The organism is Pseudomonas spelaei (assembly GCF_009724245.1).
GTDB classification, from domain to species: Bacteria; Pseudomonadota; Gammaproteobacteria; order Pseudomonadales; family Pseudomonadaceae; genus Aquipseudomonas; species Aquipseudomonas spelaei.
Genome location: NZ_WNNK01000037.1, coordinates 1 through 19,505 on the forward strand (window position 1 = coordinate 1; position 19,505 = coordinate 19,505).

Genomic DNA, 19,505 nt, shown 5'->3' on the forward strand with positions numbered 1-19,505 from the left:
ATGCTGCGGGGGTCAGGGTGTACATAGTCGAGCGCCCCATGCGTTCGCGAAACGACAGAATCCCAGTTGTCCCCAGCCACTTAATTGCCGACTGAACCGTGCGCTCACCCAAGCAAGTACGCTCAACGATTCGGGCAACTGAAGGCCAGCAAACACCCTCGTCGTTTGCGTTGTCAGCCAGTGATATCAGAACAGCCTTCTGCGGGCCGCTCATGCCTTGCAACGGCCAGCACAGGCTCATGATTATGGTGCTCATGCGGAAACATCCTGGGCAGGTGCCAGGGACGCCTTCAAATAATCGAGGCATTCCCGGCGGTATTGGGACTTGGATGCATGCGAGTACTGGCCGCTGATCATGAGAGCGGCATTCATCGCTGCGGTTTGATTTGTGATCTGGTGTCGAGACACCTTTTCAGGGCCGTCGGAAAGTGTCGCGACATCGCCTGAACTGTTGACTGTGGGGGCGTTATTGATCATTATTCACCTCGAAATAAAGCTGTACTGAACCGCCCTGCCAGGCGGTTTTTTTATGTCTGCAATTTGGGTACTGGATGAATCAACAGCTAATCCAGATCACTACTTCCGCCGCTCAAAGAGGCGGAAAATCACTACATCAAGCGCTCAAGCTACTGATCGTTGAGACGGGAACGGACGCTGTTCTTGAGCAGACAAAGTGCCGTCCTCCTCGACAGTCACGAAAACATCTCGACCAACGCGGATGGCTTTGCTCAGAGCGCCCTGGGTGCACCCGAGCATCTGGGCCGCCTTTGTGTGCCCATGCTCTTTGGCAAATTCAGTTAGTGGGATACGGCGCATTGCGGCGTCCTCGACAAGTATTCATTAGAAGTATGACCGCCGGTATTGTTAATAGTCAATACCGGCGATATTGGTTAACTCAATACCGCAGGTAATAACATCAGCAGATGAAGAAAGATTCTCGAAGGCTCCCGCTGGCCGATTGGCAGCTCCAAGACAGCGCTCGACTGAAAGCGCTTTTCCAGGCGAAACGTGGAGAGCTGAAGCTCACCCAGGAAAAGATTGCGGGAGAGCTTGGCGACGGAGTTACGCAGGGCGCTGTGAGCCATTTCATGAATGGGCGAACCGCGCTTAGCATCAACGCTGCGGTTGTTTTTGCCAGGGCGCTCCAGGTCCCGGTTTCAGAAATAAGCCCTACTCTTGCAGCTCAGATAGAGAAGATGACCTCGGGCATTCCAGGGCGTCACAGTGACGACTCGGCAGGCGACAGCCGCATTCCGCCGCGAAATTTTGATCTCGCCGACGACAATAACTACACCGGCGTGCTGCAGCTGACCGCTCGTGGTTCAACCGGCGCTGGCGAAGATAATTCGCACGTCGAGATCCGGGGTGTCATGGCCTTCAAATCGCAATGGCTGCGCGCGAACAACCTAAACCAGCGCCACCTCGACGTGATTTACGCCAACGGACACAGCATGGAGCCGACCATCAATGATGGTGACGTGCTGTTGATCGACGAATCAAAGCTCGAGCCTAAAGACGGGCAGATTTTCGCCATGCAAAGCGAGTCCAAAGGAACAATTGTGAAGCGCCTGGTGAAGTCGGACTTCGATGGATGGATCATCCGTAGCGACAACCCGGACAAGGCACGCTATGGAGACGAGACACTGCGTGATGGCGAGATCAACGAAATTCGCATCATTGGGCGCGTTGTATGGCGCGGCGGAATGCTGTCGTGAGCAATACCGCCTCTCGCAGTTTATCGACGGCCATCTTCATAGTTTTGGCTTGCGGACTCGCAGCGCTGGCTGTTAGCGCCGTCCTGTATTTGTTCAACCTACCCCAAGACGGATACGTCTTCCTTGCTGGCATGATTGCTGTCCTGCTTGCCGGGCTCGTTTCTGCTTTGAGGCGCGAGGGAGGGGCAAGGACAGAGGACGCTGTTTCGCTTATTGCCGGCATCAGTTTTTTTGTTTGGGTGGCCTGGAAAACCCTCAACAAATAGAGCAGCCAGCCAAACGAGCCCGCCGATGAGCGGGCTTTTTATTGACTTCTAAAAATACATGACCGGCGGTATTGACCATTATAAATACCGGAGGTATTGTTTACTTCGTCGCCGGATAACAACCGGCCAGATGGAAGGCAGCGATGAACCGGCCTCAACGGTTCAGAGGGTTGGCAACTGACCCGGGCGTGCAGCGTAAAGCGCCAAGACGAGTTATCCAGCGGGAGAACAAGCCGAAAGGCCCGTGGCTGGACAAACAATTTGATGGGGCCGGCGGCAGCGCCAGTAGCGGGAAGCCGGCAAGCGACACCAGAAGATTTCACGTCAGCGCCTGCATCAGGCGCTTTCGGAAACCAACCGGGAGTCACAACGATGGACGCAACAATCATCAGCGGAGCATGGAAGGGTCATCTCGGCCGTGGCCTTGCGCCGCGAGAACTTCAATACCTTCTGTCCTCTGCCCAGGGCAAGACAGCAAAGGAAATAGCCAGGCAGTACGACGTGGCCGCTTGCACCGTGGCCAAGCGGCTTTCCTGCGCCATGTTCAAACTCGGCGTGACTCGCCAGACAGCGATGATCGCCGAAGCCATGCGACGGCAGATCATCTCGCCGATGTGCTTCGTTCTGGCGGCTCTGATCGCCATGCACGCAATGATCGGTGACGAGTCGATGCGTCGTGACCGCCGAGTACCGGAACGCCGTACAGCGCAAGTGAGGGTGACGCGCCGCGCTGAGCAACCGGTACTGCTCGCCTGATTAACCCAACCGAGGCATCCGCCCATGAAACACGCAGCAGCAATAGCCCAGCTCGAAATCCACGCATCCAACTGCGACAACAACGCAGCGATCCAGGAGCGTGAAGGCGAACACGAAAGCGCCGCCGCCAACCGCATCAACGCCGCCGACTATCGGCAGGCAATCGAAGCACTCCAGGCCGAGTAAAGCCGGCCTGAAAGCTTATCAACTTAACCCTGGCGCGGAGGATTGGCAGCCATGTGAACCACAACGAACCCAAGACGCCAAAGCGTCTACCTGCGTGACGTAGGGAGGTCTATGTTTCGCACCGAAAGCCCGAGCAACCCTCGGGCTTTTTTACGCCTCGCCTTTATCCGTCAGCACCCTCCCCTGCGCCCCACGGCAAACAGCAGGCGGTCAGGTTGCTGACGAATGAACGCAAGCCAACACAGAGGGAACGTCATGCACCCACTTATCCAGCAACGGTCAGAAGGGCTTGCGGCCCTCCGCGTCCGCACAACCATCGCCACCAGCACGCTGTACGCAATGATCGGCAAGGAGCTTCCCGTGCAAGAGGTTCGCTTCCAGGTAGTCAACAAGGGCAGCGGCGCCTATCACGTCGTTGAGCGCTCCACCGGCAAGGTCATGGGCATGTGCTTCACATGGAAGGCTGCGATCAATCGTGCCCAGGTACTGGAAGCTCGCGCAGACGGTAAGAAGGTGAATATCGATGGGTGGTTGCAATGATCGGCGAACCGATGGCCAACCCTCGGGACACGATCAGCGAGGAACTGAATCGGCAGTTGGATGCTTTCTTCGGTGCAGGCAAGACCGCCCAGATCATCCCGAACGGCGTCGGTGTTGATGGGCCTTTCAATGGCACCACCGCCCACCACGAACGCCTCCGGAAAGAACGCGACAAGCTGGCACCCTCAGTGCGCGCCGAAGCGGACAAGGGCGTAGTAGCCAGCGTGGCGGCAAAGAATCTGGGAATACACATCAAGCGCGTCACCCTGATCGCCCAGGAGAACGGCTTCAAGTTCGCCGACACCCCATGAAGCGCATTAACAACCAGGTGCGACAACGCCGGCGACAGGCATGGCTTGATTTGCCAACGCATGAAATCGAAGAGGTAGGCCATGGCCGAGGAAGAGCAGGAGCCGACAGCGGAGGCACTGAAGCAGCGCCGCAAGCGCGAGAAGGCGGCCGAGAAGAACGCTGCATTGGGCGTCGAGAAGTTTACGGTTGAGGTTGCAGGGATCTTCAAGAAAGACCTCAAGCGCCTGATGAAGCAGCACGGCTTCAACAACCAGCAGGAGGTACACCAGAACCTACTGCGCAACGTGATCGCCGCTGACTTCGAGATGGCGGCGCAGATGCTCAAGTGTGTCACGACACCTTTTGTTGTTACTGAAAAGGTGTCGCATATCATTCGAGCGGCGGGCCTGAAGTCGCTCGCCGACGAACCGCCCGAGCCTGACGACGAAATCATCAATCCAAAGTAATTGTCACGCAGCCGGTTCATTGTTGGGTGCGACTGGAGCAGCAATTTTTTTAGGCTCAATATGCTTGAACACCTTTTTTGCGCGATACGGGATTATGTATGTCCCGATCAATATATGTTCAATAACCTCAAGAGCTAAGAGTAGCTGGCTTTTTGTATGGGCCTTCCCTCGATGCGCGGCGTTGTTTCCCAAAACCCGAATTTGGTGGAGTGTTTGAACACCTTCTTTAGTTACTAAAGATCGCTCATGTAGATCGTCTATTTTCTGTTCGAGGTTGCGACCTTTCGCTTTCACATCAGAACAAATGGTATCCAATATAGCTCTTATACCGATCCCGCTGATAATCAGAAGGTCACTATCTAGCGCGCTTCGCGCCTCCTGGTAAATCTCACCTATGTCCAAGGGAAGGGAGGCATGATCTATGATCTTGGAGCCCACAACGCGACCAGGGTAATAGGTAACCGTCGCAATCCAATAGGTATTACCTTCATCATCATGGTCCCAGTCCTCAGAGTTTGACGACTCAACTCTGAAAGATATTTCTTCACACCCTAAGCACTGGATTATCTGATTGAAAGCGGTCCAATCAAAGGTATTGCCACCGCCGCAATCCTCGGAACCTCTTTCGGTGTAAGTTGCCACCACCTTGTGGTTTGACTTCAAGCAGCACTTCTTGCAAGGAAACTTTTCAATCGACTCGTCTAGCGTCACTTCGAATTTTTTCGTTATAGGCGCCATCTACGATCCCTCGCGTTATTTGAAAGATACAAATACCCCATATCAACGAATCACGCCAGCCGGCGAGGCAGGCGCACGCTTGGAGATAACCCATGAGCACCTTTGCAGTGTTTGGAATGACCCTCGATGTCGCCATGGCCGAGGCCAGGAAGACTGTCAAAACGACCCGGCCCGACCCAAAGCGTCCCGGCTGCAAGATTGAGCTTTCGGTTGATGACTGGCTGTACAAGGTCGCCCAGAGGGCCGAACAGATCATGGGGGGGGTCAGGGTAAAGCAGCTCAGCCCGCTCTTCGACGCGCCGCAGTACGCGGAGCACTTCATTGAGCTTGCCCGCAAAGGCAGCAAATGCCGGGACATGCGAATCAAGGCCAAGCGCACGCTGGTCGACGCCCAGGGCGAGCCGATCATCAACCCTAAGACCAAGGCGCCGAAGGTCGGGTTTACGGAGTGGCCGCCGAAGCAACAAGACCAAGCGGCGGCCTAGCACGCTCATATCAATTGCGCTTAGCGTTTTGCCGGAACAAGTAAAGTCAAATGATGAGAAAGCTCCCCCCTAAGCTCTGGAGGGATTTCAACGCCAAATACGATAAGCCACGAATCATCGGATCGATGCTGCTCGTGACACTTATAGGTGCCCACCTCGTTCGTTGTGATTTTGGCCAGCCTTGCAATCTCGTCATTTGTTGGCTTGTTGCTCATGTGCACCTCCCTGTCTCGGTGAAATACCGAGTCCTCAACTGATAGCCCACAAACCTGGCTTCCGCCACTCCACCGCCCGGGCATGGCCCGGCAAGGACTCCCCATGCCTACAGAAAACAAAGTCGCCGCGCCGCTGCAAGTAGAGCGCTCGACAGTCACCAAGCTGGTTATCACCGGCGCGCCGAACCTTGACCCGATCACCGTGTTCCTCGAGGACCTGGCCCCATGCAAGGGCAAGATCACCGTCAGCTGCTGGGGCAAGAGCTGGACTGCCTACTGGGGTGGCATGTGGGACGGTCTGAATGTAGGGCAATTTTTCTGCGAGCTGAACACCAGCTACATCATCGGCTACTTCGCCCAAGGGATGAGCTCTCAGCAGTTCAGCGCTGAAGCACTGGCCGACAAAGTTCGTCGGGAAATACTGCAGATGCGTAGGGATCATGATCTCGACGATTCTGATGCCCGAGATCTGTATGACGAGGCGGATGACATCCGCCATGTGAACTCCATTGACTCACTTGGTGGTGCGCACCACCAGTTAATGCGGCAGGTCCTTGGTGATGAGTGGTGGCATCTTAGCGTGGATGCGACCGAGCCAAATCCGGACTGGGATTATCTCGAACGAATCATTCAAGCCGTGCAGCAGGCATTACGCCAGGACCAGCAGGCGGTGGCGGCATGAAGTGCATCTACCTGAGCGGCCCCATGACCGGCCTTCCCGGCCTGAACTTCCCCGCCTTCGCTACCATGACCACCAGCCTCCGCGCCGCCGGCCACACCGTAACTAATCCCGCCGAGATTAACCCTGACGGCGGCACCTGGAACGACTGCATGCGCCGCGACATTGCAGCCCTGATGGACTGCGACACCGTGGCCACCCTTCCCGGATGGGAGCATTCAAAGGGTGCCCGCTTGGAAGTCCTGATCGCCGAACGCCTCGGCATGACGGTTGTGAATGCCCATGATCTGGTAACGAGGGAGGCTGTCACCAATGGCTGATTTCCGAAGGAAGCGTGACGGCGCGCTGTACTCGACGAACCGAAAGGTTTGCCGCCGTCCAGGCTGGGACCACTGGGGCGACTGCTATCACCTGGTGCCGATATGGGAAGGCCGCAGCCACTACAAAACGGTTGAGGCGTTCAATCGCGAATACCTGACCCTTGCAGGAGAAAGGCCATGAGCGAAATTGAACGGTACTGGATCGACCCAAGCAGACTGGTACAGGAAGGCTGACATCCGGACGATACCTGCGTTGTTAAGGACTGGGCATATGACCGCGTTGTCGCTGAGCGTGACGGCCTGCAGGTGAGTTTGAACACCGCGGACCAAACGATAGACGACCTGAAGGCGGCTGTTTCCCGACGGACGAAGCGGGTTCGAGATCTGGAAGCGCAGCTAGCCTACGCCGCGGACGCCCTCAATGAGGTAGTCAAGGCCTCAGCTATGTACGAAAAGCCATTTGAAATTGCGACCTTGGCTATCGGCGAAATGTCTGCTGGCATAGAGCAGCCCGCACCGGTAGCGGTGGCATCCCGCGCCGAGCCGATAGCCTGGCTGAAGCGCATCGACGGTATCGGCCAGAACCGAGCCGAGCTGATTTACTCGATGAACTTCAGGCTGGTGCTCGACCCCACCAAATCCTGATAGGAGTACATCCGTACTCTTCCCGCAAAACCTGTAACCCCTCCCCCTTCAAAGTCAGCCGCTAATCCGGGCGTTCGTCATCGTCGTTGCCTGGACCGCGTGCACGGCTTCGAGCTAAAAGAATCTGTTGCATTGCCAACTGCGCATCAGGATCTCCGCATTCAGCCATGCACTCAAGACAATCGCCTCCGCAGTCCATGAGTTCTGGGCAGGTATTTAGGGGCCGCTGACATATGTTGCATTTGTTCATTCTGTGATCCTGAGTCGGAGCTATGGGCAAAAGTCCCCGAGGCTATCCCGCGCAATTTGAACAGCGTACTCGATCAATTCTAGGGGAACGCTTGGCTCAAACAGGGTTACCTCAAAACGCAGCGTTTCGTCATTCCTGAATATCTCAAAGACCATATCGTTGCCGCGCCAGCACTCAATCCCCAGGCCGTCATGACCCTTGGTCACGCTTGAGGCAGTAAGAAACTCGTATTCAACTCCGTGTACGACCACATCGCACCTCCCTATCTGAGGAGGCAACGATACCTCTCCCCCCTATGAACTTGATAGCCGCTATAGCGGCAAGGACGAAGTCATGCCCGAAGAAAAGTATCCGCTCGCCGTCGAGAGCGTTGGCGGTGACACCTACATAGTAATGAGCCGCGGGCACCACGACCTGCGCGAGTTCATGGTCGAGGTCATCAAGGATTACGGCGACTGGAATCTCGGCGGCGCACAGCACGTCTGGATCAAAACCACGCCAGCGAAAGGCGGATGGAGCTACAACATCGTCGACCAGGCGACTCGCGGAGCATGGCCGGCAACCTACTGCTGGGAATATGGCGACGGTTATGAACAGTGGCGCGAGGTGACGCCATGATCGTCATCGGCCTATTTCCCGCCCTCCTATTCATGGCCTGGAATATCCATAAGGGGCCGAGGCCATGAAGGCGCGTATCGAGAAGAAACTGAGCAAGCGCCTTGTTCTGCTGTACCCGTATAACTACGGGCACGCTTGGATCGACAAGGACCACTCAGAACTGGCCTACGACCAGAACAGTCGGGTGCGTCACTGCCCGAGCGTCGGTGGTGAGTACGATTCGTATACGGGCGATAGCAACGAGGTATACACGGCGTGGGCCTCTTGGCTCATGCACTGGCCCTGGCATGGTCCGTTTGAGGAATACCCGCACGGCCATGAACACGCGATGTTCCCCAACACGGAAGGCTTCAGGCCGACCACACGCAACCTGCTGAAGCTGGCCGCAGACTGCGAGCTGACCTCAAAAGAAAACCCCTAACCCCAATCCCCCCTACATGCCTGCCGGTGAGCGGCGGGCGACGAAGTACGTAATAAGGGTTCACCCAGCCAGCTGCGGCCACTCAGCGTTTGCTCTGAAGCATCTGACCGGGCGAACGACAGAAGGCTACCCGTCTTTGATGGCTGCGTCCCTGTCCAGTTTCTGAACAATTCACACGCCACCTTCTGCCGCCCAGCGCGGCAAGGACACCCCATGTACGCAACGAAACTCACCCTGATTCTGCTGGGCGCTTTGCTGTACCTGCTCGGAACCGTAGTCGGGTTCGTCGTGGGCATACCTGCCCTGTTCGAGTCTGGTAGCACACAAGAAATCATTGCCGCCTTTGCCGGCATCATCACCTGGGTGCTGATCACCTTCGGTTTCATCATCCACATCATCAAGACAGCGCGGCCCACTGCGGGCGGCGGGAGGTAGACATGGAAACCGAAATCCTGTCAGACGAGGAGTTGGCCGAGATCACCGGCTACAAGGCTAGAGCCTGGCAGCGCCGGTGGTTGGAGGATCGGCATTGGCACTATGTCGAGAGCCGGGGCAAGCGGCCGCTGGTTGGCCGACTGTACGCGAGAATACAGCTGGGGACGCCGGTAGAGGGGCAAAACAAGCCGCCTGCCGATATACCTCAGTGGACTTTTGATCTGTCACGAGTGAGATGAAATGCGCCCTAGAAAGACCCATAACCGCCACCTTCCCCAGCGAATGTACCAAGTAAACCGCAAACGAAAAAATGGTCAGGTATGGGTCAGTTATATTTATCGCGGCACCGATGGAGTCGATATCCAGCTGGGCCGCGACCTAACTCAAGCCCGATTGAAGTGGGCAGAACTTGAGTCGAAGGCTATACCCGTCGATCTTAAAATAATGAGCGGGGTGTTTGACAGGTACAAGCGGGACATCATCCCGAAAAAATCTGAACGTACTCAGAAAGACAACACTGCCGAGCTTCGGCAACTACGACCAGTTTTTGACCAGATTCCAATCGATGCGATAACGCCATCGATGATTGCAGCATATCGGGATAAGCGCACGGCAAAGACCAGGGCCAACAGAGAGATCGCCCTGCTCTCTCACGTCTTCAATATTGCACGGGAGTGGGGGCTGACTAACAGAGAGAACCCCTGCCAGGGTGTTCGAAAGAACAAGGAGACTCCCCGCGACTACTACGCAAACGACGTGGTATGGAAGGCGGTCTATCAGAAAGGAGAGATCGAGCTGCAGGAGGCGATGGACCTGGCTTATCTCACCGGCCAGCGTCCCGCGGATGTTCGACTGATGCGAATGGAAGATGTCGAGGGAGTGTATTTGCGTGTGGGCCAGGGCAAAACCGCCAAGAAAATCAGGATTCTCATGGAAGTTGACGGCCAGAAAAATAGCCTTGGCTTGCTCATCGAGAGAATTGTTGCCAGGCCAAAGAAGCTCAACTCTGGCTATCTCATCGTGAACAAGTCGGGAAAGAAAGTTTCCGAGCGGATGCTGTGTCAGCGATGGGATGACGCCAGGTCAAAAGCTGTAGCAGAAGCGGTTGCCAATGGAGATGAGGGCTTGGCCCATAAAATCGCAGGGTTCCAGTTCAGGGATATCCGACCGAAGGCTGCCTCTGAAATCCTCGACTTGGGCGATGCAAGCCGGCTCCTTGGCCACTCGAAACAGGAGACGACCAAGAAGATTTATGTCCGCGTTGGAGCTATTGCCAACCCGACAAAATAGAAAAGTTTTGGTACGCCGCCCCAAATGTTTTGGTACACCTGCACTTTCCCGCACCCAATAAAAAACCCCGTAGACGTTAATCTACGGGGTTTTTAAGAGTGGAGGCCGAGGTCGGAATCGAACCGGCGTAGGCGGATTTGCAATCCGCTGCATAACCATTTTGCTACTCGGCCTCAAACGATCAATGCCCTTGAAACTGACATTCACCGCATACAAACTTGAGTGGGCTACGTAAAACAACCTCTACTCTATCTCATTGAAAACATTGAAGTTTTTTCTGCTTCAGTGCGTTCGATGGGCGCAATTATGTACTTATTTACCAGGGCTTGCAACCCCTTGATTTCAAAAAATATTCTCCTGCCGGACACGGATATTGCAGGAGCGAGTTCCCTCGCTCCTGCACTGGGCAGACCTAGTAACCCAGAGACAATCCCGTATTGCGCCGCGGATCGTTAGCGCCATAGAAACGATTCTTGCCCACTGGTTTGCCATCCAGGGACGGTGCGCCAACCAGGATCGCCGCCAGGTGGTTGGCATCCTGAGGGCCTGCAAACTTGTGGCCCCAGCCTTCGAGGATTTTCTGTGTGTCAGGACTCAGGGCAAACGTTTCGATATTGGTCGCCTCAGGCAGCCATTGCTGGTGGAAGCGCGGTGCATCCACGGCTTCCTGAATGTTCATCTTGTAGTCGATGACGTTGAGGATGGTCAGCAAGGTCGCGGTAATGATGCGGCTGCCACCGGGCGTACCGACCACCATCACGGCCTTGCCATCTTTGGTGACGATGGTCGGGCTCATGGACGACAACGGGGTTTTACCGGGGGCGATGGCGTTGGCTTCGCCCTGGACCAGGCCGTACATGTTCGGCACGCCGATCTTGGAGGTGAAGTCGTCCATCTCGTCGTTGAGGATCACCCCGGTCTTGCTGGCCATGACGCCGGCACCGAACCAGTCGTTGAGGGTGTAGGTCACCGACACCGCGTTGCCCCACTTGTCGACGATGGAATAGTGGGTGGTGTTGTTGCCTTCATGGGGTGAAACGCCAGGCTTGATGTCCTGGGAGATGCCGGCTTTTTGCGGCTCGATGGCAGCCCGCAGTTTGGCGGCGTAGTCCTTGTCCAGCAGATGGGTGACCGGGTTCTTCACGAAGTCCGGATCACCAAGGTAGCTATTACGGTCGACGTAGGCGTGACGCATGGCCTCGATCTGGTAGTGCAGGCCCTGGGCCGAGTGATAGCCCAGCTCGGCCATAGGGTAGCCTTCAAGGATGTTCATGATCTCGCAGATCACCACACCGCCGGAGCTCGGTGGCGGCGCGGAGACGACGTGGTAGCCACGGTAATCACACTCGATGGGCGCCAGCTCGCGGGTCTTGTATTTGTCCAGGTCAGCCTGGGTGATGATGCCTTTACCGGCCTGGCTGGAGTCGACAATCGACTTGGCCACCCAGCCCTTGTAGAAGCCATCGGTGCCTTTGGCGGAGATTTCCCGCAGGGTTTTCGCCAGGTCTTTCTGTACCAGCTTCTGGCCCACCTGCATCGGTTCACCGTTGTGCAGGAAGATCCCGCGCAGGTCCTGGTCTTTTTTGAATTCGTCGGTGGCGGTATGCAGCAGGTCGATATCACCCTGTTCCAGCTCGAAGCCGTTTTCCGCCAGTTTGATGGCCGGGGCAATCACCTGCGCACGCTTGAGTGTGCCGTATTTGCTCAGGGCCAGCTCCATGCCCGACACGGTGCCGGGCACGCCGACAGCCAGGTGCCCTTTGGAGCTCAGGTCAGGGACGACATTGCCTGCCTTGTCCAGGTACATGTCGGCAGTCGCTGCCAACGGGGCCTTTTCGCGAAAGTCGAGAAAGGTCTTGCGCCCGTCTGCCAACTGCACGGTCATGAAACCACCACCGCCCAGGTTGCCGGCGGCCGGGTACACCACAGCCAGGGCGTAGCCCACCGCTACCGCCGCATCCACGGCATTGCCGCCGGCTTTCAGCACATCGACGCCAACATGGGTCGCCAGGTGCTGGGCCGTAACCACCATGCCGTTTTCGCCACCCACCGGGGCCTGGGACGCCGCCTGCACACCACTGACGGTCAGCACCAGCGCCGTGGCTATCAATGTTCGGGTAAAGGGTTGGTAGTTCATCCGCGGATACTCTAATTATTTGAAGTGTTAAAAGTAGCCCTTCCAGGATCCGATACCCAAGTGCCCTGGCGTTTTTATGACAGAGCCTGTCGGTGACGGAACGGACCCAATCAGGCCCATGCTATATTCGCGGCCTTTACGCCGTGCAGGACACAGCCCGATGGTGATCAAGAAGACCGGCATCCGCGCCCAGCAAGCCGACCAGACGCGCGCGCGGATTCTCCAGGCGGCGATCAAGGTCTTCACCCGTGACGGCTACTCTGGCGGGCGGGTAGACAGCATCTCTCGGGAAGCTGACTCCAACGACCGCATGCTCTATTACTACTTCGGCAGCAAGGAGCATCTGTTCGTCTGCGTGCTGGAGCACACCTACGAGCAGTTCAACAAGGCCGAGGGCAAGCTCAAGCTCGACCTGAGCGCCCCGGTCCAGGCGCTGCAGGACCTGGTGGCGTTTATCTGGAACTACTACGTCAAGCATCCCGAGTTCGTCGCCATCCTCAGCATCGAAAACCTGCACAAAGGCAAGCATGCCAAGCAGTCCGGCGAACTGCGCCGGTTGTCCGGTGAGGCGGTTGGCGTGCTGCGGCCGATTATCGAGGCCGGTCAGCTTCAGGGGCTATTTCGCGAGGACATCGACATCAAGCACGTGTACTTGATGATTGCCTCGCTGTGTTACTTCTACAACTCCAACCGGCACACCCTCAGTTCGTTCCTCGGGGAAGATCTGGCAGACAAAGGCCAGCAAAAGGATTGGCTCGGGTTTATCAGTGACTTGGTGCTGCGTGGCGTCACCCCACCCATCCAACGTTAGAAACCGGATCAAAATGTGGGAGCGGGCTTGCTCGCGAATACGGTGTATCAGTATCAGATGTGCTGACTGACACTACGCATTCGCGAGCAAGCCCGCTCCCACATTTGATTGTGCCAATCAATGATTGCCAGGATTGGCCCGCAAATGCGCCACCTTCTGCTCCAGCCCTTCCCACCCCGGCGCATTCGGTGCAAACCGACCGCGCAGATAAGCCGCCAACTCTGACACCTGGGTATTGGACAGGCTGTCCTTGAAGCCAGGCATGTAGCCCAGATCCTTGGTCGCCGGTGAGCTGATGCCCTGCAAGATCACCTTGATCAGATTGTCCGGTTGATCGCTGTGCACATTGGTGCTGGCCGCCAATGATGGGCTGACCCCAAACAACTTCGGCCCCAGCCCATCGGCGTGACAGGCCTTGCACGCCCCTTCGAATAGCCGTCGCCCGTTCGCATTGGGAACCGTTGCAGCGGCAACGACCGGCACCTCGGCAGAGGCATCGCGGTTGAGAGACGCCAGGTAGACCGCCATTGCCCGGATATCCGTCTTGGGCAATTTGGCCAGTTCGGTCACCACCGGCCCCATCGGCCCTGTTGCCACGCCGTGGGCATCCGAGTAGCCGGTGCTCAGGTAGGTGAACAGTTGATCCTCGGTCCACGGCGTGGGCGCCTTGGACAACCCGTTCAGCGCCGGTGCCTCCCACCCGTCCACCCGGCCCCCAGCGAGGAATGCCGCACCGCCCTTCTCTGCCCCCATCACGTTACGTGGCGAGTGGCAGGCCGCGCAATGCCCCAACCCATTGACCAGGTAAGCACCGCGATTCCATTGCTCGCTACGCTGCGATTGCACGGTGATTTCCCCTCGGCGCAAAAACAGCGTATTCCACCCCGCCATCAATGGCCGAAGATTGAATGGAAAACTCATCGCATTGGGTGTCGGCGCCTGACTCACCGGAGCCTGGGACATCAAGTAGGCATACAGCGCCTGCATGTCTGCATCGTTGATATTGCGAAACGCCGTATAGGGAAATGCCGGGTACAAATTGCGCCCATCGCGGCCAATACCGTCACGCATCGCCCGCTCGAACGCCGGGTATGACCAGTTGCCAATCCCGGTCTTCACATCCGGAGTGATGTTGCTGCTATAGAGGGTGCCGAACGGTGTGTGCATCGCCAGGCCGCCTGCGTTGGTCGCCCCACCCGGCGCCGTGTGGCACACCGCGCAGTCTCCGACTGCCGCCAGTAAGCGCCCGCGCTCCAGGGTGGCCTTGGACCAGGTACCGGCGCTGGGCGGCACAATCGGCGCGATTTCTCCGTGGAATGGCCAGGCGGTGGCGGCCATGCCCAGCACCGCACCAAAGGCTGCGAACAACGAGCCAAACAACCATTTCCTGCGTTTTCCCGGTGATTTGGCGGGCTCGCCCAAAGCGCCTGCATTCAGCGCCGCCAGCACCCGCTCGGGGGTAATCGGCAACTCGCGAAAACGAATCCCGGTAGCGTCATAGATCGCATTGGCAATCGCCGCTGCGCTGGGTACCGACGCCGACTCACCTGCGCCCATCGGCGGCTGGTCCTGGCGCGGCATCATCAGCACGTCGATCTGCGGCACCTCAGGAAAGGTCAGGATCGGGTAACCGCCCCACTCCTTGCTCGCCACGGTCGACTCTTCAAACGTCACCCGTTCTTTGAGTACGCGGCTGGTGGACTGGATCACATTGCCGTGGATCTGGTGCTGTACTCCCGCCGGGTTGATCATCATCCCCGAGTCGTGGCCGATCACGACCCGCGTGACCGAGACATCGCCGGTCTGCTTGTCGATGGCCACATCCGCCACCCACGCCGCCCAGGCCGCGCCAAAGCCAGGGAACTTGCTGTGGATATAGCGCGCGTAGGCAAACCCCCGGCCCCGCAGCAGATGATCCTCGTTAGCGGTTTGCATTGGCGCCGTGCGCGGTGCCCAACCCGCGCGCTCGGCAGTGGACTTCACCAGATCGATAGCGCGCTCGTCCCTGAGATAACGCAGGCGGTACTCCACCGGATCAACACCCGCCGCGAAGGCCAGTTCGTCGATATAGGATTCATGAGCGAAGGTGTTGGGCAGTGCCGACACCCCACGCATCCACGAGGCGCGGACAATCGGCGCCATGTCGTTGATGGTCACGCGCATGTTTTCAATGTCGTAAGGCGGGATCGAGGTACGGTCGCCCATCTCGAACATCGCCGACACCGGCTCCACCCGGCCGGTCAACAACAGCGCCAAGGTCGGCGCACCGTTGGATGGGTAGCTGGTTTCGAAATCATAAGCGGCGATACTGCCATCGGCATTCAGCCCGCCGTCGACATCCATCAACTGCGCAGTGCCCTTGGGCTCCCACAGGTGTTCCTGCTCACGGGTCAGTTGCACCCGTACGGGCTTGCCCACTGCACGGGACAACAGCAAGGCGTCGGCACACACATCGTCGGCGCAATTGCGGCCGTAGCAACCGGCGGCCTCCATGCGGATCACCTCGATCGATTCTTCCGCACACTCCAGCAACCAAGCCAGATCGGCCCGCAGCAGGTGCGGGTTCTGGCTACCGGACCAGACCCGACTGCCCGTCGGCTGATAATCCGCCACGCCACAGGATGGACCGATGGAACCGTGCATCTGATACGGCCACAGGTAGGTGCGCGGCATACGCTGAGCAGCTGCGGCCAGGGCTTCGTCGACGCTGCCTTGATCGAGCACCGTGCGGCGTACTCTCGGGTTATCGCGAATGGCCTGCTCGACATCGCTCAAGTCCACCAGCGTGTGGTTCCACGGCTTCCAATGAACCTGCAACGCCTCGGCAGCCTTGATCGCCTGTTCTTCGCGCAGTGCGACCACGCCAACAAAATCGCGGATCACCACTACCGCGACGACCCCTGGGATATGGGCAATGGACGACTCATCCACACTCAACAGGCTATTGCCCACAAAGTCACCGCAATCCAACCCGGCATAGGGCGGGCGTACGACCCGACCGTGGAGCATGTCCGGCACGCGCATGTCATGGACGTAAGTCAACTCGCCGGTGGCCTTGGCGGGGATATCCACCCGAGCAGCGCCCTTGCCCACCAGCCGATAATCGCCGAAAGCCTTGAGCGGTGCATCGCCAGAAATACGCAACTCATCATGTTCGCCGTGCACCAGTTGGCCGTAGGTGGTCGTGCGCCCGTCTTCGGCGCGAATCACCCCGGCGTCGACCTTCAAGCTATCTGCCGCAACATCCCAGCGCCGGGCTGCTCGTGCCAATAGGAAGCGTCGGGCTTCGGCGGCCGCGTTACGCAACGGAATCGCCGAAATCTGCAACGTTGCACTGGCGATGGTCGCACCTTGGTTCGGCGCTCGCTCGGTGTCGCCGAGTACCATGCGCACCTGCTCCAGGGTCAGGTCCAGTTCTTCAGCGACGATCTGCGCCAAGGAGGTGCGAATGCCGGTGCCCAGGTCGACGTGGCCATTGAAGGCATAAACCAAGCCGTCGTCATTCACCGCGATAAACAGTCCCAACTCCGTGGGCTTGACCGTCGGTGTACCGCCTTTGGCCACCGGCCCCGACGGTGGCAACACGTCATCGACGACCAACAGGACGCCGGCCTTGGCCAGCCATTGGTCGCGGGAAGGGATTGGGTCTGTCATGGTTATCGATCCACGTTCAAGGCATTTGCCGGGCGGCACGCAGCACCGCCCGGAGGATTTCGATATGGGTGCCGCAACGGCAGAGATTGGCCGAGAGTTCGTTGCGGATCTCGGTTTCGCTGGGGTGCGGATTACGGTCGAGCAAGGCCTTGGTGGTCATGATCATGCCGTTGAGGCAATAACCACACTGCGCGGCCTGTTCGTCGATAAAGGCTTGTTGCACCGGGTGCGGCGCCTCGCGAGTGCCCAGGCCTTCCAGGGTGACAATCTCGCGACCAGCAGCGCCGGACAGCGGAAATACGCAAGCCCTGGCCGCCACACCATCAATAATTACCGTGCAGGCGCCACACTCCCCCAGGCCGCAGCCGTACTTGGGGCCGTTGAGTTGCAGGTCATTGCGCAGGATCAGCAACAGCGGCGTATCCGCCATCGCGCTGACCTCTGTGGTGTGGCCATTGACCTCAAGCGCTACCGTGATGTGCTGGCTGATCATTCGCTTCGCCCATTGCAGTTGGTGAAGTACTCACTACATGAAACAGCCGTGAAAAAAGTCGCGCACGTGGGGTCTCGCGACACACTTGACTGGTGAAGTGGTTACTACATCAATGCAGAGCAAGAACGATGCCAGCCCGAGGCAGCTGGCATTTTGGGAGGCGTTTCAGTCTTGTGGATCGTCAATCATCTTGCGCAGCAAAAACAGCACTGCCACGCGCTCGGCGGGGTTGAGGTTGCTCAGGGTCAGTTCGGTAATCTGTGCCGCGCAAGGCACGGTTTGCTGTACCAGAGCGGCGCCGGACTCGGACAGATCGACCACCACTTTGCGCTTGTCCTGTGGGTCCGGCACCAGGGTAATCAGCTCTCGGGCCTTCAAGCGTTCAACGATACCGCGGATGGTCGCCTGGTCGACGGCGGTGGCCTTGACCAGCTCTGTCAGCGAACTTGCGCCATGATCGCGCAGCGCACACAAGGTGACGAACTGCACGGCGGTGAGTTGGGAGTCACCGACATTCTGCTGAAAAATCGCCAGGTGGCGCTGATAGGCCTTGCGCAGCAGGTGGCCAACTTGTTCAGAGAAAACATAGGAATCAGGCACGGCGGGCTCGACAGGCGATGAACGATGGACAGGCATGATGGCGGGGATACGGGTTGGACTCAAGGTGCTCATTGACGGAACCGAGTCAAACTGTGGGAGCTGGCTTGCCTGCGATGACGGAGTCACAGGCGATATCTCCAGCGACTGACACACCGCTATCGCAGGCAAGCCAGCTCCCACATTAGGTCTTCAGCGTGCCAGGGAAGCTGGCGGCGCCACCACATCTCCACCCATCACCACCGCCTCATCATCGAGGTAGACATCACAATTGCGCAGCGGAATATCCATATGGCACGGCGTCTTGCGTGTCCCGCCAACCTCGGTATTCGGCCCGGTGGAAAACAGGAAGTTGCCGTAAAACGCCCGGGCATCCATGCACATGCCGTCATTCTTGTCGTGCAAACCCATGGCCGTCCACTGCGCCCGCGGCTGCAAGCCCCAGCCGATATGCGAGATGCCGTACACCTCGGGATCATTGAAGTACTTCATGTAGTCGCGCAGGTATTCAGCCTCGAAACCACCGTGAATCCTGGTGATGAAACCCTTCTCGATCTCCAGGGTGATCTTCTCCCGGGCGTAGGTCTTGAACGGCAGCAGAATGTCACCAACGTCCAGTACCAGCACGCCTTCGGCGGTTTGTTCGTTAGGCCAGGAAAACAGGAAACCGCTGGGCCAGTGGTCCCAGCGTCCGGGCTCATCGGCAAAACCGTACTCGGTCACGGACGGATATTGCCCCAGGGCCGCCCGAAAATCGCTGCCGGCGCGGGACTTGACGTGGATCGAGCGGGCCTTTTTCAGCACCTGTTCGGCGGCCAGCACGCGCACCTTGTCTTCCTCGGTGGGCAGCATTCGTGCCAGCACTTCTGGTGGCTCCACGGCCAGCAAAATGCGCGTGCCGGTCTTGAGGATCTGCTCTTGCTCCGGCGAGTGCAGCAACATCATCGTATCGACAATCAGGTCCGCCGCTTCCAACGCCCGTTGCGCCGCGATATTGCCGGTGAGCGCGGTGTCGCCGCAGTAAGCCGTCATGTCGTTGCCCATGGCCTTGGGGTGGTTGAACGACGGTAACTCCACCGCATACACCTTGGCCCCCAGGCGCTGCGCCGCATCCATCGCGGCGCGCACGGTGCGCGGGTCGGAATAATGGCTCTTGAGCACGGCGACGCTCTGGGTCGGATCGACCTTCGACAGCTTCAACACGTGCTCGAACATCTGGGTCAGTTCGCAATCACTCACCGGCATTTCCCGTCTCCTCAGGTGCCGCACCAAGTTCAGGCATCGCGCTTCACTCTAGTGCATTTTTATAGCGTATACGCCAATTAACAACGATGAAACCTGAATTATTCATGGACTGCAAGCATCATCAAAAAACGTTACCAATAGAAACAAACCCAATAGAACAAGGACAATATCGGTTAAACAGGATAAATATGGCCAAAATTATGATTTTTTCATTGTGGGCTTTTCATTTGAAAAAATGAGCGTATACACTT

General features: G+C 57.8%; 27 protein-coding genes and 1 tRNA gene. 17 read left to right on the forward strand and 11 right to left on the reverse strand.

The window, feature by feature from the left end; all coding sequences use genetic code 11:
* The 3 genes from GNF76_RS27105 to GNF76_RS27115 all read right to left on the reverse strand — a co-directional run.
* Positions 1–256, reverse strand: a 256-nt coding sequence (locus GNF76_RS27105; protein WP_178123616.1) for a helix-turn-helix domain-containing protein, incomplete at its 3' end; no start/stop codon positions are given.
* Complete coding sequence (locus GNF76_RS27110) at positions 253–477, reverse strand: hypothetical protein (protein ID WP_155586135.1); 225 nt, start codon at positions 475–477, stop codon at positions 253–255. The genes GNF76_RS27105 and GNF76_RS27110, both read right to left, overlap by 4 nt.
* A 144-nt stretch (positions 478–621) precedes the next feature.
* Positions 622–816, reverse strand: coding sequence for a Cro/CI family transcriptional regulator (locus GNF76_RS27115; RefSeq protein WP_155586136.1), 195 nt, complete (start codon positions 814–816; stop codon positions 622–624).
* 107 nt (positions 817–923) lie between these two features.
* Here GNF76_RS27115 and GNF76_RS27120 point away from each other — a divergent pair, with 107 nt between their 5' ends.
* The 7 genes from GNF76_RS27120 (at position 924) to GNF76_RS27150 (ending at position 4,221) form a co-directional block, all read left to right on the forward strand.
* The gene (locus GNF76_RS27120; protein WP_155586137.1) at positions 924–1,715 is read left to right on the forward strand and encodes a LexA family transcriptional regulator; all 792 of its coding nucleotides are present in this window, start codon (positions 924–926) and stop codon (positions 1,713–1,715) included.
* The gene (locus tag GNF76_RS27125) at positions 1,712–1,981 is read left to right on the forward strand and encodes a hypothetical protein (protein WP_155586138.1); all 270 of its coding nucleotides are present in this window, start codon (positions 1,712–1,714) and stop codon (positions 1,979–1,981) included. The genes GNF76_RS27120 and GNF76_RS27125 overlap by 4 nt, the downstream gene beginning before the upstream one ends.
* Positions 1,982–2,353: 372 nt before the next feature.
* Positions 2,354–2,737 carry a LuxR C-terminal-related transcriptional regulator gene (locus GNF76_RS27130; protein ID WP_155586139.1) on the forward strand — a complete coding sequence of 128 codons (384 nt, stop codon included), beginning with the start codon at positions 2,354–2,356 and terminating at the stop codon, positions 2,735–2,737.
* A 24-nt stretch (positions 2,738–2,761) separates the two neighbouring features.
* A complete protein-coding gene (locus GNF76_RS27135; protein WP_155586140.1) occupies positions 2,762–2,923 on the forward strand; it encodes a hypothetical protein in 162 nt (53 codons plus the stop codon).
* Between the two features lie 360 nt (positions 2,924–3,283).
* The gene (locus GNF76_RS29710; protein WP_246212019.1) at positions 3,284–3,463 is read left to right on the forward strand and encodes a hypothetical protein; all 180 of its coding nucleotides are present in this window, start codon (positions 3,284–3,286) and stop codon (positions 3,461–3,463) included.
* A complete protein-coding gene (locus GNF76_RS27145) occupies positions 3,460–3,774 on the forward strand; it encodes a hypothetical protein (RefSeq protein WP_155586142.1) in 315 nt (104 codons plus the stop codon). Before GNF76_RS29710 ends, GNF76_RS27145 begins: the two co-directional genes overlap by 4 nt.
* 81 nt (positions 3,775–3,855) lie before the next feature.
* The gene (locus tag GNF76_RS27150; protein ID WP_155586143.1) at positions 3,856–4,221 is read left to right on the forward strand and encodes a hypothetical protein; all 366 of its coding nucleotides are present in this window, start codon (positions 3,856–3,858) and stop codon (positions 4,219–4,221) included.
* A gap of 3 nt (positions 4,222–4,224) precedes the next feature.
* Here the strand turns inward: GNF76_RS27150 and GNF76_RS27155 are convergent, their stop codons facing one another.
* The gene (locus tag GNF76_RS27155) at positions 4,225–4,959 is read right to left on the reverse strand and encodes a DUF4145 domain-containing protein (protein WP_155586144.1); all 735 of its coding nucleotides are present in this window, start codon (positions 4,957–4,959) and stop codon (positions 4,225–4,227) included.
* Positions 4,960–5,051: 92 nt separating this feature from the next.
* Between GNF76_RS27155 and GNF76_RS27160 the strand changes: the two genes are divergently transcribed.
* Positions 5,052–5,444, forward strand: coding sequence for a hypothetical protein (locus tag GNF76_RS27160; protein ID WP_155586145.1), 393 nt, complete (start codon positions 5,052–5,054; stop codon positions 5,442–5,444).
* A 20-nt stretch (positions 5,445–5,464) separates the two neighbouring features.
* Here the strand turns inward: GNF76_RS27160 and GNF76_RS27165 are convergent, their stop codons facing one another.
* Positions 5,465–5,659: a hypothetical protein gene (locus GNF76_RS27165; RefSeq protein ID WP_155586146.1), complete on the reverse strand. Its 195-nt coding sequence runs from the start codon at positions 5,657–5,659 to the stop codon at positions 5,465–5,467.
* Between the two features lie 103 nt (positions 5,660–5,762).
* On the opposite strand from GNF76_RS27165, the gene GNF76_RS27170 reads away from it, so the two are divergent.
* The 8 genes from GNF76_RS27170 to GNF76_RS27205 all read left to right on the forward strand — a co-directional run bounded on the left by GNF76_RS27170 (position 5,763) and on the right by GNF76_RS27205 (position 10,317).
* A complete protein-coding gene (locus tag GNF76_RS27170; RefSeq protein WP_155586147.1) occupies positions 5,763–6,341 on the forward strand; it encodes a phiTE_072 family protein in 579 nt (192 codons plus the stop codon).
* A complete protein-coding gene (locus GNF76_RS27175) occupies positions 6,338–6,658 on the forward strand; it encodes a DUF4406 domain-containing protein (protein ID WP_155586148.1) in 321 nt (106 codons plus the stop codon). Before GNF76_RS27170 ends, GNF76_RS27175 begins: the two co-directional genes overlap by 4 nt.
* A gap of 306 nt (positions 6,659–6,964) precedes the next feature.
* Complete coding sequence (locus tag GNF76_RS27180; protein WP_155586149.1) at positions 6,965–7,303, forward strand: hypothetical protein; 339 nt, start codon at positions 6,965–6,967, stop codon at positions 7,301–7,303.
* Positions 7,304–7,886: 583 nt separating this feature from the next.
* Positions 7,887–8,171, forward strand: coding sequence for a hypothetical protein (locus tag GNF76_RS27185; protein WP_155586150.1), 285 nt, complete (start codon positions 7,887–7,889; stop codon positions 8,169–8,171).
* 64 nt (positions 8,172–8,235) lie between these two features.
* Positions 8,236–8,592: a hypothetical protein gene (locus tag GNF76_RS27190; protein WP_155586151.1), complete on the forward strand. Its 357-nt coding sequence runs from the start codon at positions 8,236–8,238 to the stop codon at positions 8,590–8,592.
* A 213-nt stretch (positions 8,593–8,805) separates the two neighbouring features.
* A complete protein-coding gene (locus GNF76_RS27195) occupies positions 8,806–9,027 on the forward strand; it encodes a hypothetical protein (RefSeq protein ID WP_155586152.1) in 222 nt (73 codons plus the stop codon).
* Positions 9,028–9,029: 2 nt separating this feature from the next.
* Positions 9,030–9,266, forward strand: a complete 237-nt coding sequence (locus GNF76_RS27200; RefSeq protein WP_155586153.1) for a DUF4224 domain-containing protein — start codon at positions 9,030–9,032, stop codon at positions 9,264–9,266.
* Position 9,267: 1 nt separating this feature from the next.
* Positions 9,268–10,317 carry a tyrosine-type recombinase/integrase gene (locus tag GNF76_RS27205; RefSeq protein ID WP_155586154.1) on the forward strand — a complete coding sequence of 350 codons (1,050 nt, stop codon included), beginning with the start codon at positions 9,268–9,270 and terminating at the stop codon, positions 10,315–10,317.
* A gap of 99 nt (positions 10,318–10,416) precedes the next feature.
* Here the strand turns inward: GNF76_RS27205 and GNF76_RS27210 are convergent.
* Both GNF76_RS27210 and ggt read right to left on the reverse strand, forming a co-directional pair.
* Positions 10,417–10,490 (reverse strand) — tRNA-Cys (locus GNF76_RS27210).
* A gap of 239 nt (positions 10,491–10,729) precedes the next feature.
* On the reverse strand, positions 10,730–12,454 hold the full coding sequence (gene ggt, locus GNF76_RS27215) for a gamma-glutamyltransferase (RefSeq protein WP_155586155.1): 1,725 nt from the start codon (positions 12,452–12,454) through the stop codon (positions 10,730–10,732).
* Positions 12,455–12,614: 160 nt separating this feature from the next.
* Between ggt and GNF76_RS27220 the strand changes: the two genes are divergently transcribed.
* Positions 12,615–13,265 (forward strand): TetR/AcrR family transcriptional regulator, encoded by a 651-nt coding sequence (locus GNF76_RS27220; RefSeq protein ID WP_155586156.1) that lies wholly within the window; start codon positions 12,615–12,617, stop codon positions 13,263–13,265.
* Between the two features lie 117 nt (positions 13,266–13,382).
* On the opposite strand, the gene GNF76_RS27225 is transcribed toward GNF76_RS27220, so the two are convergent.
* From GNF76_RS27225 to GNF76_RS27240, 4 genes are all read right to left on the reverse strand, one after another.
* Positions 13,383–16,919 carry a molybdopterin cofactor-binding domain-containing protein gene (locus GNF76_RS27225; protein WP_155586157.1) on the reverse strand — a complete coding sequence of 1,179 codons (3,537 nt, stop codon included), beginning with the start codon at positions 16,917–16,919 and terminating at the stop codon, positions 13,383–13,385.
* Positions 16,920–16,935: 16 nt separating this feature from the next.
* Positions 16,936–17,412: a (2Fe-2S)-binding protein gene (locus GNF76_RS27230; RefSeq protein ID WP_155586158.1), complete on the reverse strand. Its 477-nt coding sequence runs from the start codon at positions 17,410–17,412 to the stop codon at positions 16,936–16,938.
* 165 nt (positions 17,413–17,577) lie between these two features.
* A complete protein-coding gene (locus GNF76_RS27235; RefSeq protein WP_178123617.1) occupies positions 17,578–18,012 on the reverse strand; it encodes a MarR family transcriptional regulator in 435 nt (144 codons plus the stop codon).
* 189 nt (positions 18,013–18,201) lie between these two features.
* Entirely contained in the window at positions 18,202–19,254 is a 1,053-nt protein-coding gene (locus GNF76_RS27240; RefSeq protein ID WP_155586159.1) for a 2,5-dihydroxypyridine 5,6-dioxygenase, read from the reverse strand.
* Positions 19,255–19,505: the final 251 nt, after the last annotated feature.

Excerpts from the sequence above, each read along its gene's own strand:
- GNF76_RS27225 (WP_155586157.1), bottom strand. The coding sequence starts at position 16,919 with ATGACAGACCCAATCCCTTCCCGCGACCAATGGCTGGCCAAGGCCGGC.
- GNF76_RS27110 (WP_155586135.1), bottom strand. The coding sequence starts at position 477 with ATGATCAATAACGCCCCCACAGTCAACAGTTCAGGCGATGTCGCGACA.
- GNF76_RS27120 (WP_155586137.1), top strand. The coding sequence starts at position 924 with ATGAAGAAAGATTCTCGAAGGCTCCCGCTGGCCGATTGGCAGCTCCAA.
- GNF76_RS27175 (WP_155586148.1), top strand. The coding sequence starts at position 6,338 with ATGAAGTGCATCTACCTGAGCGGCCCCATGACCGGCCTTCCCGGCCTG.
- GNF76_RS27130 (WP_155586139.1), top strand. The coding sequence starts at position 2,354 with ATGGACGCAACAATCATCAGCGGAGCATGGAAGGGTCATCTCGGCCGT.
- GNF76_RS27155 (WP_155586144.1), bottom strand. The coding sequence starts at position 4,959 with ATGGCGCCTATAACGAAAAAATTCGAAGTGACGCTAGACGAGTCGATT.
- GNF76_RS27190 (WP_155586151.1), top strand. The coding sequence starts at position 8,236 with ATGAAGGCGCGTATCGAGAAGAAACTGAGCAAGCGCCTTGTTCTGCTG.
- GNF76_RS27240 (WP_155586159.1), bottom strand. The coding sequence starts at position 19,254 with ATGCCGGTGAGTGATTGCGAACTGACCCAGATGTTCGAGCACGTGTTG.
- GNF76_RS27150 (WP_155586143.1), top strand. The coding sequence starts at position 3,856 with ATGGCCGAGGAAGAGCAGGAGCCGACAGCGGAGGCACTGAAGCAGCGC.
- GNF76_RS27200 (WP_155586153.1), top strand. The coding sequence starts at position 9,030 with ATGGAAACCGAAATCCTGTCAGACGAGGAGTTGGCCGAGATCACCGGC.
- GNF76_RS27170 (WP_155586147.1), top strand. The coding sequence starts at position 5,763 with ATGCCTACAGAAAACAAAGTCGCCGCGCCGCTGCAAGTAGAGCGCTCG.
- GNF76_RS27205 (WP_155586154.1), top strand. The coding sequence starts at position 9,268 with ATGCGCCCTAGAAAGACCCATAACCGCCACCTTCCCCAGCGAATGTAC.
- GNF76_RS27135 (WP_155586140.1), top strand. The coding sequence starts at position 2,762 with ATGAAACACGCAGCAGCAATAGCCCAGCTCGAAATCCACGCATCCAAC.
- GNF76_RS27165 (WP_155586146.1), bottom strand. The coding sequence starts at position 5,659 with ATGAGCAACAAGCCAACAAATGACGAGATTGCAAGGCTGGCCAAAATC.
- GNF76_RS27220 (WP_155586156.1), top strand. The coding sequence starts at position 12,615 with ATGGTGATCAAGAAGACCGGCATCCGCGCCCAGCAAGCCGACCAGACG.
- GNF76_RS27160 (WP_155586145.1), top strand. The coding sequence starts at position 5,052 with ATGAGCACCTTTGCAGTGTTTGGAATGACCCTCGATGTCGCCATGGCC.
- GNF76_RS27230 (WP_155586158.1), bottom strand. The coding sequence starts at position 17,412 with ATGATCAGCCAGCACATCACGGTAGCGCTTGAGGTCAATGGCCACACC.
- GNF76_RS27195 (WP_155586152.1), top strand. The coding sequence starts at position 8,806 with ATGTACGCAACGAAACTCACCCTGATTCTGCTGGGCGCTTTGCTGTAC.
- GNF76_RS27145 (WP_155586142.1), top strand. The coding sequence starts at position 3,460 with ATGATCGGCGAACCGATGGCCAACCCTCGGGACACGATCAGCGAGGAA.
- GNF76_RS27185 (WP_155586150.1), top strand. The coding sequence starts at position 7,887 with ATGCCCGAAGAAAAGTATCCGCTCGCCGTCGAGAGCGTTGGCGGTGAC.
- ggt (WP_155586155.1), bottom strand. The coding sequence starts at position 12,454 with ATGAACTACCAACCCTTTACCCGAACATTGATAGCCACGGCGCTGGTG.
- GNF76_RS27115 (WP_155586136.1), bottom strand. The coding sequence starts at position 816 with ATGCGCCGTATCCCACTAACTGAATTTGCCAAAGAGCATGGGCACACA.